Genomic DNA, 16,189 nt, shown 5'->3' with positions numbered 1-16,189 from the left:
GGCGCATGAAAACTTCGCCGGGGTCGTCTGGGGCGAGGACCTGATCAACGGGATCAACCCGGGCTTTCTCCAGCTGGGCGCCTCTCACGGGGCGACCAGCGCCGACGGCGGAATGTTCGAGGGAGTGAAGACGACCCTCCACAGCGGCACGGTGACGGTGACCAAGCTGAGTGAGCGGCAGGCCGGAATATCCTTCGACACCGAGGAGAAGGGCGTGCACGGCGGGCCGATCACCTGGAAACTCTGGGTGGGCCCGGACGACCTGCCGAGACGTTTCCACGCCATCATGCGGTTCACCCACCCGGAGGGCGGTGACACCTACACGATGACGATGAACATCATCTATCGGGACTGGGGAAAACCGGTCAAGATCACGGCTCCGCCCAAGCACCTCATCACCGACGATCTGTGATCGCCGAACAGCGCAGCCGCCGTCCTGCCGTTTGTCGGACGCTTCTCGTAGGGTGACGTGCATGCGATTTGGGGTGCTTGGCCCGTTGGCTGTCTGGACGGACGCCGGGGAGACCGTGACGATTCCCGGTCTCAAGGTCCGGGCGCTCCTCGTGGACCTGCTCGTCCACGAGGGCCATCCGGTGTCGGTCGACCGGCTGGTCGACGACCTGTGGGGTGCGGAGCCGCCGGCAAACCCGGCGGGCGCGCTGCAGGTGCGCGTCTCGCAGCTGCGCAAGGCGTTCGAGGACGCCGAGCCCGGCGGCAAGAACCTCGTGGTCTCCCGCGCCCCCGGCTACCTGCTGCGCGCCGACGAGGGCGCCGTGGACGCCGTGCGCTTCGCCGACCTGCTGGCCAGGGCCGAGGCCACCGACAGCCCCAGGACCAAGGCCGGGCTGCTGGCCGACGCGCTGGCGTTGTGGCGGGGGCCCGCGTACGCGGACTTCGCCGACGAGGAGTACACCAGGTCGGCCGTCCACCGCCTGGAGGAGCAGCGGCTCTCGGCGCTGGAGCAGCACGCCGAGGCGCGGCTTGAGCTGGGCGAGCACGGGCTGCTCGTGGGCGAGCTGGGCGACCTGGTCGACCGGCATCCGCTCAGGGAGCGGCTGCGTGCCGTCCACATGCGGGCCCTGTATCGCGCGGGGCGGCAGAGCGAGGCGCTGGTGAGCTTCGGCGAGCTGCGCGAGCGGCTGGCCGACGAGCTCGGCCTGGACCCCGGGCCCGAGCTGGTCGCGCTGCACCAGGCGATCCTCGGGCAGGACCCGGCGCTGAGCGTGCCCGCCGACCGTCCCGTGACGAACCTGCCCGCCTCCGTCAGCAAGCTGATCGGCCGCGACGAGGCGCTGGCCGAGGTGTGCGGGCTGGTCGGGGAGGAACGCCTGGTCACGCTCACCGGCAGCGGCGGCGTCGGCAAGACCCGGCTGGCGCTGGAGGCCGCGAACCGCCTGCTCGACACGTACGCGGACGGCGCCTGGCTGGTCGCGCTGGACCAGGGCCCCCGCTCGCCGGCGGAGGCCGTCCTGGCGGCCCTGGACATCAGGGAGGAGGCGGGCGGCGCCGTTCCCGGGGAGGCGGGTCTGGCGGGGCGGCTGGCGGCCGTGCTCAGGCCGCGGCGGATGCTGCTCGTGCTGGACAACTGCGAGCATGTCGTCGAGCAGGTCGCCGAGCTGGCCGAGGTGCTGCTGCGCGGCTGCCCCGGCCTGCGCATCCTGGCGACGAGCCGGGAGCCGCTGGCCGTGGCGGGCGAGGTGTTGTGGAGCGTGCCGCCGCTCGACGTGCCCGCCGGTGCCGACCTGGCCGTCATGGCCCGCTCCGACGCCGTACGGCTCTTCGTGACCAGGGCGGCGGCCTCGGCCAGGGGCTTCCGGCTGGAGGCGGGCAACGCGCAGGCCGTCGCGCAGCTCTGCCGGCGGCTCGACGGCATCCCGCTGGCGCTGGAGCTGGCCGCGACGCGGGTGCGCGCGCTCGGCGTGCAGGGTGTGGTGGCCCGGCTGGACGACAGGTTCCGGCTGCTGGCCTCGGGGCAGCGCGGAGCGCCGGCGCGCCAGCAGACGCTCACCGCGGTGATCGACTGGAGCTGGGACCTGCTGTCGGAGGAGGAGCGGGTCGTCCTGCGCCGCCTGGCCGTGCACGCCGACGGCTGCACGCTGGAGGCGGCCGAGTCCGTCTGCGACAGCGAGGCAACTCTGGACGTGCTGGACCTGCTGGCCCGGCTCGTGGACCGTTCGCTGGTGGTGGTCGTGGACGCCCCCGCCGGCGTCCGGTACCGCCTGCTGGAGTCGGTGTCGGAGTACTGCCGGGCCAGGATGTCCGACGCGGGAGAGCTCGACGCCGTGCGCGACGCGCACCTGCGCCACTACCTGGACCTCGCCGTACGGGCCGAACCCGCCCTGTACGGCCCTGAGCAGCGCGACTGGCTGCTGCGCCTGGACGCGGAGGCCGCCAACATGCGGGCGGCACTCGACACGGCGGCGGCCCGCGGCGACGCGCACGGCGCGGCCCGGCTGGTGAACGCGCTGGCCTGGTACTGGTTCCTGCGCGGCAGGCTGGCCGAGGGCAGGCGGGCTCTGGCGCAGGCGCTGGCCGTTCAGGAGCCGGGCGGCGACCCGGCGCGGGCCAGGGCGGCGGCGTGGGAGGCCGGGTTCGCGCTCTGCCTCGGCGAGCAGCCCGACTGGCGGCCCGTTCTGGACGCGGTCGAGGACCCGGGGGAGCGCGCCAGGGCCAGGCTCTTCGTCGGGCTGCACGTGGACGACATGCCGGCCGGGCAGGAGCAGACGGAGCTGGCGCTGGCCACGTTCAGGGAGATCGGCGACCGGTGGGGCATCGCCACCGCGCTCACCCGGCAGGCCATGGACGCCTTCACGGTGCGCGACCAGGAGGCGATCGAGCGGATCTCGGGGGAGAGCGCCCGCCTGTTCACCGAGCTGGGCGACCGGTGGGGGCTGCTGCGCGCCACCGAGTGGCAGGCCTCGCTGGCCGAGATGCGGCGCGACGCCGAGCAGGCGAACCGGCTGTTCGGCGAGGGGCTGCGGATGGCCGAGGAGCTGGGGCTGTGGCCCGAGGTCGCCACGCACACCGCCTGGCTGGGGTGGGTGGCGCTGGAGAGCGCCCAGTACGATCGCGCCATCGAGCTGTGCGGGAGCGCGCTGAGGCAGGCCAACGCCCAGGGGTACAGCAAGGGCGAGACCATGGCCGAGATGGGCCTGGCCTACGCCGCGCGCAGGGCGGGCAGGCTCGACCTGGCGGAGGGGCACCTGCACCACCTGCTCGAAGGGCTGTCCCGCGACCCCGACGGCGAGCCCGCGCTGCACCTGCCCGACACCCTCATCGAGCTGGGCTGGCTCACCGAGCTGCGCGGCGACCTGGCCGGGGCGATGGCGCTGCACGCGGAGGCGTGGGCGTTCGCCTGGAAGATCGGCGACCCCAGGACGACCATCGGCGCCGTGGAGGGCGCGGCCGCCGCCGCGGGGCCCACCGAGCAGTCGGCCCTGCTGCTGGGCCTGGCGGCGGCCGCCAGAGAGGGTTACCAGCTCCCGCCGGGCGCGGCCGAGCTGGAGGACATCGAGCGGGTCACCGTGCGCACGCGGGAGGCGCTCGGCGAGGAGGCGTTCGCGGCCGCGTTCGCGCAGGGCGGCACCTACAAGCTGGACGACGCCCAGGACCTGCTCTGATCGTTGAGGTGGGCGGCCAGGCGGTCGAAGAACTCGTTCCAGCCCGCCTTGGCCCCCTCGGCGTGCTCCTGGTCGGTGTTGACCCCGTACTGGTGGAACCGCATCTCGGTCCCGCCGCCCGCGTCGGCGAGCGTGACCGTGACGACGGAGGCGGGCCCGTCACCGGGGTCGTCGGGGTCGCCGGTGGTGAAGACGAGCCGCTCCGGCGCCACCACCTCCCGGTACGTCCCGTCCAGCGTCACCTCGAACCCCTCCTCGCCCACCAGCGTGGCCCGCCAGACCCCGCCCGGCCAGGCGTCCAGCGTGATGCGGCCCACCGGCGTGGCCAGCGTCACCGGCCCGAACCAGCGGGAGAACCGCTCGGGCTCGGTCCATGCCGCCCACACCCGCTCGCGGGGCACGTCGAAGTGGCGGGTCAGCTCGTACTCGGCGGTCTGGGTCATCGTGGGGGCCTCCTTGGTGTTCATGGCTCCACGGTGACCGGCAGGGCTTACGATCCCCTTCTCGCGGCCTTTAGGCGGTGGCAGTCTGGGACCCATGAGGATCATTCGCGCCGCCAAGGTGCTCACCGGGCGTCCAGGAGAGGTGATCGCGGACGGCGAGGTCCTCGTCGACGGGGCCAGGATCGTCTCCGTGGGGCCGCGCGGCAGCGCGGGGGAGGCGGAGGAGGTGCTCGACCTGCCCGGCCACACGGTGCTGCCCGGGCTGGTGGACGCGCACGTGCACCTCGGGTTCGACGACCAGGTCGATCCGGTGACCAGGCGCAGCCGGGAGAGCGACCACCACCTGCTGCTGCGGATGGCCGAGAACGCCCGCAAGCTCGTCTCCGCCGGCGTCACCACCGCCCGCGACCTGGGCGGGCGCGGCTTCCTCGACGTGGCGCTGCGCGACGCCATCGAGGAGGGCTTGGCCGTGGGCCCGCACCTGGTGGCCGCCACCCGGCCGATCACGATCACCGGCGGCCACTGCTGGTACATGGGCGGCGAGGCCGACGACGAGCCCGCCATCCGCCGCGTGGCCAGGGAGAACCTGCGTGCGGGCGCCGACTGCCTCAAGGTGATGGCCTCCGGCGGCCTGATGACGCCGAGCGCGCCGCCGAGCTGGACACCGCAGTACACCACGGACCAGCTCCGCGTGGTCGTCCAGGAGGCGGCCACGCGCGGCAAGCACGTCGCGGCCCACGCCCACGCGCACGCCTCCATCAGGAGCTGCGTCGAGGCGGGCGTCACCACCATCGAGCACTGCACGTTCTTCACGCCGACGGGCCACCGGTACGACCCCCGGCTCGCCGACTTCGTCGCGGCCAGCGGCACGTACGTGTGCCCCACCGTGCACGGCGTGCACGAGCGGATCGCCAAGGTGCACGGGCAGGCGATGGTCGAGGCCTGGCTGGCCGGTGTCGCCGCGATGCGGGAGGCGGGCATGCGGGTGATCGCCGGCACCGACGCCGGATTCGCGGTGGGAGGCATCGCCAACCGTACGGATGGGTACGTAGGCGGGCTGGAGACGTTCGCGTCGGTGGGCTACGGCAACGCGGAGATCATCGAGCTGGCCACCGTGCTGGCCGCCGACGCCTGCGGGGTCGGCGAGGTCGCCGGCAGCCTGGACCCCGGCAAGCGGGCCGACCTCATCGCGGTGGCGGGCGACCCGCTCGAACGCATCTCCGACCTGCGCAACCTCGCGCTCGTGCTGGTCTCGGGGCGCTCGGTCGGGCAGGCGGGCGTGGACACCGTGACCTCGTCCGTGGGCTGAACGTCTCTGGAGGGAGCTCGCATGCTGCCCTGGTCCGCCGAGCTGGCCGGCCGCCTCGACCACCACGTCGTCGAGAGCGATCTGCTGCGTGGCAACCCGCTGGGGGATCCGCACCAACGGCCGCTGGTCGTGTACGTGCCCCCGGGGTACGACGACGCGCCGGGCCGCCGCTACCCGTCCCTGTACGTGCTGCTCGGCTACACCGGGCACGTCGGCATGTGGTTCAACCGGGCGCCGTTCCGCCAGCCGTACCCGGAGCTGGCCGACGCCATGTTCGCCGCCGGTGACGTGCCGCCCGCCATCGTCGTGTACGTGGACGCGTGGACCGCGCTCGGCGGCAGCCAGTACCTCGACTCGCCCGCCACCGGCCGGTACCACTCGTACCTGCGCGACGAGCTCGTCCCGTTCGTGGACGCCCGCTACCGCACCCTCGCCGATCGCGACCACCGGGCCGTCACCGGCAAGTCGAGCGGCGGCTACGGGGCCATGGTGACCGCCATGCTGGCGCCGGACGTGTTCGGCGCGCTGGCCACGCACGCGGGCGACGCGCTGTTCGAGGTCGCCTACCGGCCGCAGTTCCCGGCGGTGGCGCGCCGGCTGCGCGACATGTACGACGGCTCGTACGACAAGTTCCTGGCCGACTTCCGCGGCCGCCTGGCCGGCACCAAGGAGGGGGATCTCGAACTGCTCGAGATGTACGCCTACGCGGCCGCGTACTCCGGCGACGGCGTCGTCCGCCTGCCGTTCGACGACACCGGCGCGGTCGTGCCCGAGGTGTGGGAGCGGTGGCTCGCCCGCGACCCGGTCGTGATGGCCGCAGAGCCGCGCCACGCGGAGGCGCTGCGCTCGATGCGGGCGATCTGGGTGGACGCTGGCGACCGCGACGAGTACTACCTCGACTTCGGCGCCGTGGCGTTCCACCGGGCGCTGGAGGCGGCGGGGGTGCCGGGGGAACGGGTGCACTTCGAGCTGTTCGAGGCCGGGCACGGGGGCATCGAGTACCGCTATCCGCTCGCCCTCGCCTGGCTCTCCCACCGCCTCACGTAGCTCGTGGTGTCCCCGGCCAGCTGGCACCTCGGGCCTGCCCAGGACACTAGGCTGCCGCTATGGAGCTGAAAGAGCAGGTACGCGAGCTGCGCCTGCAGGGCAAGTCGCCCAAGGAGATCGCCCGCGCGCTCAAGGTCTCGCCGTCGGTCGTGGCGCCGCTCGTCCGCGCCATCGCCGCCGAGACCGCCGAGTCGGCCGAGGCGACGGGGCCGGGCGAGGCCGAGGTGGCCGGGTGCTGGATCAACGTGGGCTGGAGCGAGGGGCTCGGGATCGACCCGGCGCGCGGCTGGGTGGACGAGGCCCCCGCCTCCGGGGTGGGCGGCATGGTGTGCGTGCTCGTCGCCCGGCGGCACACCTGGGACCGGCTGTCCGTCTGCGGGTACCTGGCCGACGTCTACTGCACGGGCGTCAAGAGCGTCATCGGCCCCGACGTGCTCGACGACCGCGACCTCGTGCGGTTCCGCGAGTACTTCTTCGGCGAGTACCCGGCCTGGCAGGAGGCCCCGATCGAGCTGGCCAGGCACCTGGTGTTCGGGTCCGTCGACTACGCGCGCAAGCTCGGGTTCGAGCCGCACGACCTGTTCGCGCTCGGCTCCGACCTGCTCGGCAAGTGGGAGGAGGAGCCGGCCGTCACGTTCGGCCGCGACGGCAAGCCGTTCTACGTGGAAGGGCCGGACGACGACCCCGCCAAGGTGCTGCGCACGCTGCGGCGCACGCTGTCGGACGACGAGTTCGGGTACGTCACCGCAGGCCGGTGACCCGCAACGTGAGGTTGAGGCGGCCGGAGGCCAGCCCGGTGGCGGGATCGCCGGTGCCCGGGTAGACCTTCGGCACGCCGTGGTAGGCGAAGCGGGACGGCCCGCCGAACACGAACAGGTCGCCCGAGGCGAGCCGCACGTCGGTGTACGGCCGCCCGCGCGTCTGGGGGTTGCCGAAGCGGAACAGGCAGCTGTCGCCGATGCTCAGGGACACCACCGGGGCGTCGGACCGCTCGTCCTTGTCCTGGTGCATGCCCATCCTGGCCTGGCCGTCGTAGAAGTTGATCAGCGCGGTGTCGGGTTCGTACGCCACGCTGTGCCCGTAGGCGTCCGCCAGGGCGCGCCGGCCCAGGTCGGCCAGCCACCCGGGCAGCTCCGCCACCTGGCGGCCGTTCACGTCGTGGGCGACGCGCGTGTACCTGTACGGCTGCCAATGCCACCCCAGGCACACCGTCCGCACCGACATGACGCCGCCGCCCGGCAGGACGGTGTGCCGGATCGGCACCGGGCCCCGCGCCCACTCGCGGCACTCCCGGACGAGCCGGCGCTGCTCGTCCAGCGTCAGCCAGCCGGGCACGTGGACCGCGCCGGGCGCGATCTCCCTCATCGGCAGCGGAATCATGCCGGCTCCCGAGGCGGTGTGACAGTCATGACTCCTCCCAGAGATCCGGAAATATCACGTTACGGCCGATCCGCCACGCCCTTCCATCACCGTCGGCGCCGCGCATCCCCTCCAGGGTCCCAGGTGGCGCGATCGCCACGGCCCCGGCCGTCTCCGCGAACCCGAACGTCCGGCCCGGCTCCCATCCCGTGCTGCGCCGCAGCCGCTCGCTCATCCCGGCCCATCCCCGCGCGCCGCCCGCCACCACCCAGGCCTCCGGCTCACCCGCCGTGAAGCGTCTGGCCTGCCGCAACCAGGAGGCCGCCTCCTCGGGCCACCCGACCACCGCCAGCACGGTCCCGTCCCACGCCTGCGCGAACGCCTCGGCGACGGGCCCGGCCTGCCGCCCGTGCCCGATCACGACGGTACGGGGCCGCTGCGCCCGTACCAGCTCGACCACCTTCGCGAGCTCGGCGGCGGCAGGCCCGGGATGCCCTGCGCTCATGGCGCTCATCGCGGTCATTTCGCGTCGTGGAGGACGAGGCCGAGCGTGTGCCGCAGCCCGGAGCGTACGGTGCTCACCCCGTGCCGCACGGGCGAGGCCGACCAGCCGCGTGACGACCGCACGGGACGGTCGCGGGTGGTGAAGATCAGCCCGTGTCCCTGCGGCAGCAGCGTCACCGTCCCCCGCGACTGCGCCCGGGGCCGCTGCTCCACCAGCAGGAACTCGCCGCCCGTGTAGTCCTCGCCCGGCCGGTCGAGGCCGATCACCACCTGCATCGGGAACACCAGGTCCCCGTACAGGTCGCGGTGGAGCGCGTTCCAGTCGTTCTTGCGGTAGCGCAGCAGGATGGGCGTCGGCCGGGTCTGGCCGGCCCGGTGGCACAGGTCGAGCCACTCGCCGAAGTCGTCCGGCCAGGGCGCGGGCTGTCCCAGCCGGGCCGCCCAGTCCCTGGCGATCGGCAGCAGCCGGGGGTAGAAGGCCGCCCGCAGCCGGTCCACCAGGGGTGGGAGCGGATGGTCGAAGTACCGGTACTGCCCGGCTCCGAATCGGTAGCGCTCCATGTCGATGGTGGCGCGGAAGAAGCCGGCCTCGTCGTACAGGGCGGAGATCTCCGCGCACTCCTCGGGCGTGAGGAGTTGCGGCGTCAGCGCGCAGCCGTACGCGTCCAGCTCGGCCGCCAGCTTCGTCCAGTCGGCGGCGGCCACCCTCGTCTCCTCGGTCATCTCTCCGGTGTTCACGGCGTGCTCCAGAGCTGGGGCTGCAGCACGCCTTCGAGCGTGAGCAGCGCGCGCTTGCGTTCGAGGCCGCCCGCGTACCCCGTCAGGGCGCCGTCGGCGGCGACGACGCGGTGGCAGGGCAGCAGGACCAGCAGCGGGTTCGCGCCGACGGCCCCGCCCACGGCGCGGATCCGGTCGGCGGGCGCGCCGACGCGTGCGGCGAGCACGCCGTAGCTGGTCGTGGTCCCGTACGGGAGCCGCGCCAGCTCCGCCCACACCCGCTCCTGGAACGCGGTGCCGCGCGGCCCGAGCGGCAGGTCGAAGGAGGTGCGCTCGCCCGCGAAGTACTCCCCGAGCTGCCGCTCCGCCTCGCCGAACAGCTCGTGCCCCTGACTCGCTTCGACCCCTGAGGCGGCCACGTCGAACGACACGCGGGTCAGCGCCGTGCCGTCCCCCGCGAGCAGGATCTCGCCCAGCGGGCTGTCGATCGTGGTGTAGATGTCCATACTCTCTACAACACCGGCGGGCGCCGGAAGGTCGGCGGTTTTCGGACGTCGCGGCCGTCGCCTTCCGTGGCGTACGCTCACCTCACTTTCGAGCTAGGAGTGAGCATGGCGGAAGCACGCGAGCACACCTTCACCGGCACGAAGGGCCGCAACACGGTCCGCGAATGGCCCCACGAACAGCCGCGATACCTCGCGATCCTGGTCCACGGGTACGGCGAGCACATCGGCCGCTACGAGTACGTGGCCGACCGGCTGGTCCGCCACGGCGCCGCCGTCTACGGCCTCGACCACATGGGGCACGGCAAGTCCGAAGGTGACAGGGTGCTCGTCGAGGACTTCGAGGACGTGGTCACCGACGTGCACGCCGTCGAGGAGCATGCCAGGGCGGAGCACCCCGGCGTGCCCGTGGTGCTGATCGGCCACTCGATGGGCGGCATGATCGCGGCCCGCTACGCCCAGCGGTACGCCTCCGGCCTGACCGCGCTCGTGCTGTCGGGGCCGGTGATCGGGGAGTGGGCGGTGGTGCCGGAGCTACTGGCGTTCGAGGAGCCGCCGGACGTGCCGATCGACCCGGGCACGCTCTCCCGCGACCTGTCGGTGGGTACCGCGTACGCCGCCGACCCGCTGGTGTGGCACGGGCCGTTCAAGCGCGTGACGCTGGAGGCGTTCGCGGCCACGCTGGAGGCGATCGCCAAGGGCGGCACGTTCGGCGCGCTGCCCACGCTGTGGGTGCACGGGGACGACGACCAGCTCGTGCCGCTGCCCGGCAGTCGTGCCGGGATCGCGGCGGTCAGGGGCAGCGACCTGACGGAGAGGATCTATCCGGGGGCCCGGCACGAGGTGTTCAACGAGACCAACAAGGACGAGGTCCTCGACGACGTCACGTCCTTCATCGACCGCACCCTGCCCACGACCTGACACCTCAGCCCGCTTCCGTCCTGCCCGCAGCCGGCCGCCACCCCAGGCGGCCGGTAAGTCAGCGGACGGGCAGCCAGACGTGACCCGACCCCCGGCTGCGGGACAGCTCGACCTTCCAGCAGCCCGGCTTCGGGAACACGAACCCGGTGCCCCACTCCTGCCCGGGCCGCCGCCAGCTCGACCCCCCGTGCTCCTCAGGGCCCCAGACCCGCTCGGCGGCGGTCCCATCAGGATGGACGGCCCTGATCCGCAACGGCCCCTCGCCGGTCATCCGCCACACGATCTTGACCTCGTCACCCGCGCGGAGAGGCGTCGCCCGTACGAACAGCAGCCCCCAGAGCTCCGCGTCCCGCGCCGTCCCGCGCACCTCGGGAAAGCCGTCCCCCTCGAACACCGACGTGCCGTTGCACCCGGCACCGGTAGCACGCGAACGCGCCTCCACCCCACCGGTAGCACCCGGGCTGGCCTCCCCACCGGCAGCCTGCGGGCTCGTACGCATGCCACCGGCCGTCCCGGCGGCCCCGTCACCGGCCGGAACGCCGCCCGCACACCCGCCGCCCGCCACCACCACGGTCACCACCACGGCCACCGCCGCCACCACTCCGGCCCGAACCCTCATCAACCGCACCAGAACCTCCTCGCCCTCATTACCCGAGCCGCGAGCGAAAGGTTCCAGCCGCTTACCGCCCCCCGAACACCGGCAAGGTGATCGACGACGGCCGCCCCGCGTCGTGGAAGATCTCGAATCGCGTAGGCCGCGTCCGCACCGCCTCACCCACCGGCTCGCCGGTCCCGTGGTTGCGCGCGAACCTCGGGAACGCCCCGCCCGCCACCTGCACCCGCAGCCGGTGCCCGCGTAGGAACCGGTACCCCGTCGGATGCAGCTCCACCTCGGCCTTGACCACGCCCTCGCTCCCGGCTGGCAGCCGCAGGATGCCGTCGGTGACGTTGCGCGACACGCCCGCCGGGTCCACGTCGCACACCCGGACGAACACGTCGGCGTGCCCCGTGTCCGTCCGCACGTACACGGTCGCCGAGACGGGGCCGATCAGGTCGAGATCGCGGGGGAGCGGCGCGCCCGTGTAGACGAGCACGTCGGGCCGGGCCTCGATGGCGCGGTTGTCGCGCTGCTTCGACTCGCGCATGTCCAGGAGCGGCCCGCCCACCGAGCGGGTGGGGTGCGCGGGATCGTAGGCGAACACGTCCGGGGCGCTCTCGCCGGGCGCGCTCCAGCCGAGCCTGCCGTACGGGAGCAGGTGCAGCGGGGTCGGCGCCGACTGCGGGGGCGGCCACTGCTCGAAGTCCAGCCAGCGATCGGCCCGTTGCAGGTAGAGCCGTACGGGGGAGCGCTGGAGCTGGGCGGTGTCGCCGAGCAGGTGAGCCGACAGCCACGACACCTCCTCGGCCAGCAACGCCCGCACCGCACCGGGATCGTGCCCCCACGGACCGATCAGGATGCGGCTGCGCCGTCCGGCCTCGCGCAGCGCGGCGTAGTCGCGGAGCTGCGCGGGCAGCAGCAGGTCCCACCAGCCGGTGACCATGCTGGTCGGAGTCGTCATCTTGACCGCGGCGGCGCTGTTGTCGACGTCCGTCCAGAAGGCGTCGCCGGCCCCGGCGTGCGCGGCGGCCTCCCGCAGGAACGGCACCTGCTTCCCGATCGCGGCCACGTCCGACCTGCCGATCGGTACGTGCGCCATGGCCCGCCGCACCCGGCGCTCCCCGCGCGGATCGGGCAGCAGCCCGCCCAGCGGCGCCTCCTCCTGCGTGCCGAGGAGGGCTGCCCAGGACAGCAGGTTGTGCAGGGCGAACACGCCGCCCGGATAGAACGTCGTCCTGAACTCGCTGGCCGTCACGCCCAGGCACATCGCCTCCAGCGGCGGATCGAGGTACGGCCCGACCGCCCACTGCGTGAACCCGACATAGCTCGCCCCGGCCATCGCCAGCCGCCCGTCGCACCACGGCTGCTCCCGCAACCAGCCGGCCGTCGCCAGGCCGTCCGCCTTCTCCTGATGGAAGGCCGAGAACCGGCCACCCGAGCCGAACGTGCCCCTGGCGTCCTGCACCACGACCTGCATCCCGCGCCGCGCCAGCACCCGGGCCGTCCCGCTGGCGACGAGCCTGTGCTTCCCGTACGGCGTGCGGATCAGCACCACCGGCAGCGGCTCCGACCCGCGCGGCCGGTAGCGGTCGGCGTGCAACACGATCCCGTCGGGCATCGGAACGCGCAGGTCGCGGGCGATCTCGATCTCAGGAGTGGTGGCCTCGGGCAGGCCGAGAAGCCGATCGAACAGTCTGCTGAGCATCCCCATGGCAGATCCTTCCGCTCCGCCCCAGCGTACGGCTCCCCCGCCCGACGAACAGGCCCCACATTCGGGCCCTCCCGCCGGACGAGCAGGCCCTTGCGCCCGGCCCTCCCGCCCGACGAACAGGCCCCACATCCGGCTCGCTCACCGGATGCGCAAGCCTCGCGCTCGGCCAAGCAGTGCCTCCCCCCGCGCGGCGACGGACGTGCCCGGCCCTGAGGCGATGACTTTTCACCTTCCGCTGGGTCTGCATTAACGAGGAGGCGACATGAGCGACCAGAAACGTGCACTGACCGCCGGCGTGGCGCTGCTGGAGCGGGCGATCGACTACGCGCTCGGCAGCCTGCGCGTCGTGACCCCCGCCGCGCTCTGCCGCCCCACGCCCTGCGCGGCCTGGAACCTCCAGCGGCTGCTCCACCACCTGGGCGACTCGCTCCAGACGCTGCACGAGGCCGCCGCCGGCCACATCCGCACCGGCCCCGAGCTCGCGGACCGCACCGCCCACGTCCGGTCCGCGGACCCGGCCGTGCACGCCCGCACCACGACCACGCCCGCATGCGACCGGGCCGGTGGGCTGCCCGCCGGGCGGGGGACGGGTGCCGCGGGCGATCCGCCGGCGGCGCCGGCGCTGTGGACCCGCAACCCCGCGCTCGTGCTCAGGGACAGCGCCACGGAGGTGCTCGGCCGGTGGATCGCCGCGACCACCGCCGACCTCGTCACCATCCACGACCGCCACCTGACCAGCCCGATGGTGGCCGCGGCCGGCGCCATCGAGATCGCCGCGCACGCCTGGGACGTGGCCAGGGCCTGTGGCGAGCACCACCCGATCCCGCCGCTCCTGGCAGAGGAACTGCTGGACCTGGCCCACCTGTTCGTCACCCGCGCCGACCGCCCCGCGCAGTTCGCCCGCCCGGTCACCGTGCCCATGTCCGCGCCCGCCCAGGACCACCTCCTCGCCCACCTCGGCCGCCACCCGGGCTGGCCCGTCCACAACTGAACGACCTCCCGCACTCACATCCGCCGCCCCCACGCCGTACGATCACCCTGTACGGCAATGTCAGACCACAGATCGCGGCACCACACTTGGCGGAACCCGCGACGTCATGCCCGATACGGTGAGAAGATCGGTAATGGCCGACCCGTCACGCCGGGGCGGCCACGCGGACCACACCGTGCCAGGGGAACGGGGACCTTCCGGCCGATCCGCGAGGCGGCGCACATGCGACTGCCGCGGGCAGGCCGATCAACGTGGTGGCGACGACCGTTCTTCGTGCGGCCGTCGCCATCACCACGCCGCCCAACACTGTGCCGGCTAACGCTGTGCCGGCTAACGCTGTGCCGGCTAACGCTGTGCCGGCTAACGCTGTGCCGGCTAACGCTGTGCCGGCTAACGCTGTGCCGGCTAACGCTGTGCCGGCTAACGCTGTGCCGCCCATCACCACGCCGGCCACCTCGCCCGGGCCCGCGTCTCGACGTCAGAGCAGGGTCTGCTCGCCCTCCGGCTCCTCCGGCGGCGCCTCGTCCCCGTGCAGCGCGCGCAGCACCTGCTCCCCGTACTTGGCCAGCTTGTTCTCCCCGACCCCGTTCACCTTGCTCAGCTCCGCCAGCGACGCGGGCGCCAGGGTGGCGATCTCGCGCAGGGTGGCGTCGTGGAAGATGACGTACGCGGGGACGCCCTGCTCCTTGGCCGTGGCGCCGCGCCACGAGCGCAGGCGCTCGAAGACGGCGGCGGCCTCGCCGGGCAGCTCCACCGCGGGCTGGGCGGCCTTGGTGCCGGAGCCGGTCCTGGCGCGGGCGGGGCGGTGGACGTCGCGGCGCAGGCGTACCTCGCGCTGGCCGCGCAGCACGGCGGCGCTGTCGTCGGTCAGCACCAGCGCGCCGTAGTCGGACTCCACCGCGAGCAGGCCCTGGGCCAGGAGCTGCCGCACCACGCCGTGCCACTCCGCGTTGCCCAGGTCGGTGCCCACCCCGAACACCGTCAGGGTCTCGTGCCCGTGCTGCAGCACCTTGGCGGTCTTCTTGCCGAGCAGGATGTCGACCACCTGCCCCACGCCGAACTTCTGCCGCCGCTCCCTGAGCAGCCGCAGCACCGTGGACAGCACCTTCTGCGCCGCGATCGTGCCGTCCCAGGACTCGGGAGCCGTCTGGCAGGTGTCGCAGTTGCCGCAGGGCTGCGAGCCCTTCTGCCCGAAGTAGTCGAGCAGCATCATCCGCCGGCAGCCGACGGTCTCGCACAGCGCCAGCATCGCGTCGAGGTGGAGCACCTGGCGGCGGCGATGGGCGTCGTCGCCCTCCATCGCCATGCGGCGGTGCTGCACGACGTCCTGCAGCCCGTACGCCATCCACGCGGTCGCGGGCAGCCCGTCGCGCCCCGCCCGGCCGGTCTCCTGGTAGTAGCCCTCCACGGACTTGGGCAGGTCGAGGTGGGCCACGAAGCGCACGTCGGGCTTGTCGATGCCCATGCCGAAGGCGATCGTGGCCACCACGATCAGCCCGTCCTCGCGCAGGAAGCGGGCCTGGTGGAGGGCGCGGGTGCGGGCGTCGAGCCCCGCGTGGTACGGCACCGCCGCGATGCCGTTGTCGACCAGGAACTCGGCGATCTTCTCCACCGAGGAGCGCGACAGGCAGTAGACGATGCCGGACTCGTCGGGGTGCTCGGTGCGCAGGAACTCCAGGAGCTGCCGCTTGGGCTCGCTCTTGGGCGTGATGCGGTAGTGGATGTTGGGCCGGTCGAAGCCGGCCACGAAGTGGCGGGCCTGGTCGAGACCGAGCCGGGAGGAGATCTCGGCATGCGTCGCCGGCGTGGCGGTGGCCGTCAGCGCGATGCGCGGCACCTCGGGCCACAGCTCGCGCAGCCGGGACAGCTCCAGGTAGTCGGGGCGGAAGTCGTGACCCCACTGGGCCACGCAGTGCGCCTCGTCGATGGCGAACACCGCGATGTCGCCCTTGGCGAGCAGCCGTAGCGTGGCGTCCACGCGCAGCCGTTCGGGCGCGAGGTAGAGCAGGTCGAGCTCGCCGGCCAGGAACTCGGACTCGACGAGCTGCCGCTCGTCGAAGCCCTGCGTGGAGTTGAGGAACCCCGCCCGCACGCCGAGTGCCCGCAGCGCGTCGACCTGGTCCTGCATCAGGGCGATCAGGGGTGAGATGACCACCCCCACGCCTTTGCGCACCAGGGCGGGAATCTGGTAGCAGAGCGACTTGCCGCCGCCGGTGGGCATGAGGACGAGCGCGTCGCCGCCGGCCACGACATGGTCGATGATCTCCTGCTGACCCGCCCGGAACGAGTCGTAGCCGAACACGCGGTTCAGAACCTCGGTGGGGGTATCCATGCGGCTACCTTACGTGTTCGGGGATGTGCGGATCGTCAGTTCCGCCGATGGCGGAGAGAGGCAGCGCCGGCACCTGCCCGCGTGCCTCTGGGCGATGGTAGCCGCCCCGGCCGACACTCGGCCGAGCGCGACCT

The 16,189-nt window shown here is 73.2% G+C and carries 15 protein-coding genes; 7 read left to right on the top strand and 8 right to left on the bottom strand.

The annotated features are described in order from the left end of the window. Positions 1-124: 124 nt before the first annotated feature. Complete coding sequence (locus HD593_RS48970; RefSeq protein WP_185109737.1) at positions 125-412, top strand: hypothetical protein; 288 nt, start codon at positions 125-127, stop codon at positions 410-412. Positions 413-497: 85 nt separating this feature from the next. Next, positions 498-3,620: an AfsR/SARP family transcriptional regulator gene (locus HD593_RS48965; RefSeq protein ID WP_246547150.1), complete on the top strand. Its 3,123-nt coding sequence runs from the start codon at positions 498-500 to the stop codon at positions 3,618-3,620. Here HD593_RS48965 and HD593_RS48960 read toward each other — a convergent pair. Beyond that, on the bottom strand, positions 3,587-4,087 hold the full coding sequence (locus tag HD593_RS48960) for an SRPBCC family protein (RefSeq protein WP_185109735.1): 501 nt from the start codon (positions 4,085-4,087) through the stop codon (positions 3,587-3,589). The genes HD593_RS48965 and HD593_RS48960 overlap by 34 nt on opposite strands. Positions 4,088-4,157: 70 nt before the next feature. On the opposite strand from HD593_RS48960, the gene HD593_RS48955 reads away from it, so the two are divergent. Genes HD593_RS48955 through HD593_RS48945 form a run of 3 tightly spaced genes read left to right on the top strand, consistent with a single transcriptional unit; the run spans position 4,158 to position 7,177 of the window. Then, positions 4,158-5,372, top strand: a complete 1,215-nt coding sequence (locus HD593_RS48955; protein ID WP_185109734.1) for an amidohydrolase family protein — start codon at positions 4,158-4,160, stop codon at positions 5,370-5,372. A 21-nt stretch (positions 5,373-5,393) separates the two neighbouring features. Continuing rightward, on the top strand, positions 5,394-6,419 hold the full coding sequence (locus HD593_RS48950; RefSeq protein WP_185109733.1) for an alpha/beta hydrolase: 1,026 nt from the start codon (positions 5,394-5,396) through the stop codon (positions 6,417-6,419). A gap of 59 nt (positions 6,420-6,478) precedes the next feature. Continuing rightward, on the top strand, positions 6,479-7,177 hold the full coding sequence (locus HD593_RS48945; RefSeq protein WP_246547148.1) for a helix-turn-helix domain-containing protein: 699 nt from the start codon (positions 6,479-6,481) through the stop codon (positions 7,175-7,177). Here the strand turns inward: HD593_RS48945 and HD593_RS48940 are convergent. From HD593_RS48940 to HD593_RS48925, 4 genes are read right to left on the bottom strand one after another with little or no spacing between them, the layout of a single operon-like run. Continuing rightward, positions 7,161-7,799 (bottom strand): alpha-ketoglutarate-dependent dioxygenase AlkB family protein, encoded by a 639-nt coding sequence (locus tag HD593_RS48940; protein ID WP_185109732.1) that lies wholly within the window; start codon positions 7,797-7,799, stop codon positions 7,161-7,163. The two genes, HD593_RS48945 and HD593_RS48940, sit on opposite strands and share 17 nt — an antisense overlap. 25 nt (positions 7,800-7,824) lie before the next feature. Then, positions 7,825-8,283 (bottom strand): type 1 periplasmic-binding domain-containing protein, encoded by a 459-nt coding sequence (locus tag HD593_RS48935; protein WP_185109731.1) that lies wholly within the window; start codon positions 8,281-8,283, stop codon positions 7,825-7,827. Positions 8,284-8,297: 14 nt separating this feature from the next. Further along, complete coding sequence (locus HD593_RS48930) at positions 8,298-9,020, bottom strand: 2OG-Fe(II) oxygenase (RefSeq protein WP_312904296.1); 723 nt, start codon at positions 9,018-9,020, stop codon at positions 8,298-8,300. Next, positions 9,017-9,505, bottom strand: coding sequence for a methylated-DNA--[protein]-cysteine S-methyltransferase (locus HD593_RS48925; RefSeq protein WP_185109730.1), 489 nt, complete (start codon positions 9,503-9,505; stop codon positions 9,017-9,019). The genes HD593_RS48930 and HD593_RS48925 overlap by 4 nt, the downstream gene beginning before the upstream one ends. Before the next feature lie 105 nt (positions 9,506-9,610). Here HD593_RS48925 and HD593_RS48920 point away from each other — a divergent pair, with 105 nt between their 5' ends. Beyond that, positions 9,611-10,423 (top strand): alpha/beta hydrolase, encoded by an 813-nt coding sequence (locus HD593_RS48920; protein ID WP_185109729.1) that lies wholly within the window; start codon positions 9,611-9,613, stop codon positions 10,421-10,423. A 58-nt stretch (positions 10,424-10,481) separates the two neighbouring features. Here HD593_RS48920 and HD593_RS48915 read toward each other — a convergent pair whose 3' ends face one another. Both HD593_RS48915 and HD593_RS48910 read right to left on the bottom strand, forming a co-directional pair. Further along, entirely contained in the window at positions 10,482-11,042 is a 561-nt protein-coding gene (locus HD593_RS48915; RefSeq protein WP_185109728.1) for a hypothetical protein, read from the bottom strand. Between the two features lie 61 nt (positions 11,043-11,103). Next, on the bottom strand, positions 11,104-12,726 hold the full coding sequence (locus HD593_RS48910) for a CocE/NonD family hydrolase (protein WP_185109727.1): 1,623 nt from the start codon (positions 12,724-12,726) through the stop codon (positions 11,104-11,106). Positions 12,727-12,994: 268 nt separating this feature from the next. Here HD593_RS48910 and HD593_RS48905 point away from each other — a divergent pair, with 268 nt between their 5' ends. Continuing rightward, a complete protein-coding gene (locus HD593_RS48905; protein WP_185109726.1) occupies positions 12,995-13,723 on the top strand; it encodes a DinB family protein in 729 nt (242 codons plus the stop codon). Between the two features lie 478 nt (positions 13,724-14,201). Here the strand turns inward: HD593_RS48905 and recQ are convergent, their stop codons facing one another. Continuing rightward, positions 14,202-16,055 (bottom strand): DNA helicase RecQ, encoded by a 1,854-nt coding sequence (gene recQ, locus HD593_RS48900; RefSeq protein WP_185109725.1) that lies wholly within the window; start codon positions 16,053-16,055, stop codon positions 14,202-14,204. Positions 16,056-16,189 lie beyond the last annotated feature (134 nt).

It is taken from the genome of Nonomuraea rubra (assembly GCF_014207985.1).
GTDB classification, from domain to species: domain Bacteria; phylum Actinomycetota; class Actinomycetes; order Streptosporangiales; family Streptosporangiaceae; genus Nonomuraea; species Nonomuraea rubra.
The sequence above is the reverse complement of the archived record's forward strand: the minus strand, read 5'-3'. Positions and strand labels throughout refer to the sequence as shown.

Bases quoted from the DNA above. Each gene is read 5' to 3' on its own strand.
- HD593_RS48955 (WP_185109734.1), top strand. From the start codon at position 4,158: ATGAGGATCATTCGCGCCGCCAAGGTGCTCACCGGGCGTCCAGGAGAG.
- HD593_RS48960 (WP_185109735.1), bottom strand. From the start codon at position 4,087: ATGAACACCAAGGAGGCCCCCACGATGACCCAGACCGCCGAGTACGAG.
- HD593_RS48950 (WP_185109733.1), top strand. From the start codon at position 5,394: ATGCTGCCCTGGTCCGCCGAGCTGGCCGGCCGCCTCGACCACCACGTC.
- HD593_RS48940 (WP_185109732.1), bottom strand. From the start codon at position 7,799: ATGATTCCGCTGCCGATGAGGGAGATCGCGCCCGGCGCGGTCCACGTG.
- HD593_RS48920 (WP_185109729.1), top strand. From the start codon at position 9,611: ATGGCGGAAGCACGCGAGCACACCTTCACCGGCACGAAGGGCCGCAAC.
- HD593_RS48945 (WP_246547148.1), top strand. From the start codon at position 6,479: ATGGAGCTGAAAGAGCAGGTACGCGAGCTGCGCCTGCAGGGCAAGTCG.
- HD593_RS48905 (WP_185109726.1), top strand. From the start codon at position 12,995: ATGAGCGACCAGAAACGTGCACTGACCGCCGGCGTGGCGCTGCTGGAG.
- recQ (WP_185109725.1), bottom strand. From the start codon at position 16,055: ATGGATACCCCCACCGAGGTTCTGAACCGCGTGTTCGGCTACGACTCG.
- HD593_RS48935 (WP_185109731.1), bottom strand. From the start codon at position 8,283: ATGAGCGCAGGGCATCCCGGGCCTGCCGCCGCCGAGCTCGCGAAGGTG.
- HD593_RS48910 (WP_185109727.1), bottom strand. From the start codon at position 12,726: ATGCTCAGCAGACTGTTCGATCGGCTTCTCGGCCTGCCCGAGGCCACC.
- HD593_RS48915 (WP_185109728.1), bottom strand. From the start codon at position 11,042: ATGAGGGTTCGGGCCGGAGTGGTGGCGGCGGTGGCCGTGGTGGTGACC.
- HD593_RS48925 (WP_185109730.1), bottom strand. From the start codon at position 9,505: ATGGACATCTACACCACGATCGACAGCCCGCTGGGCGAGATCCTGCTC.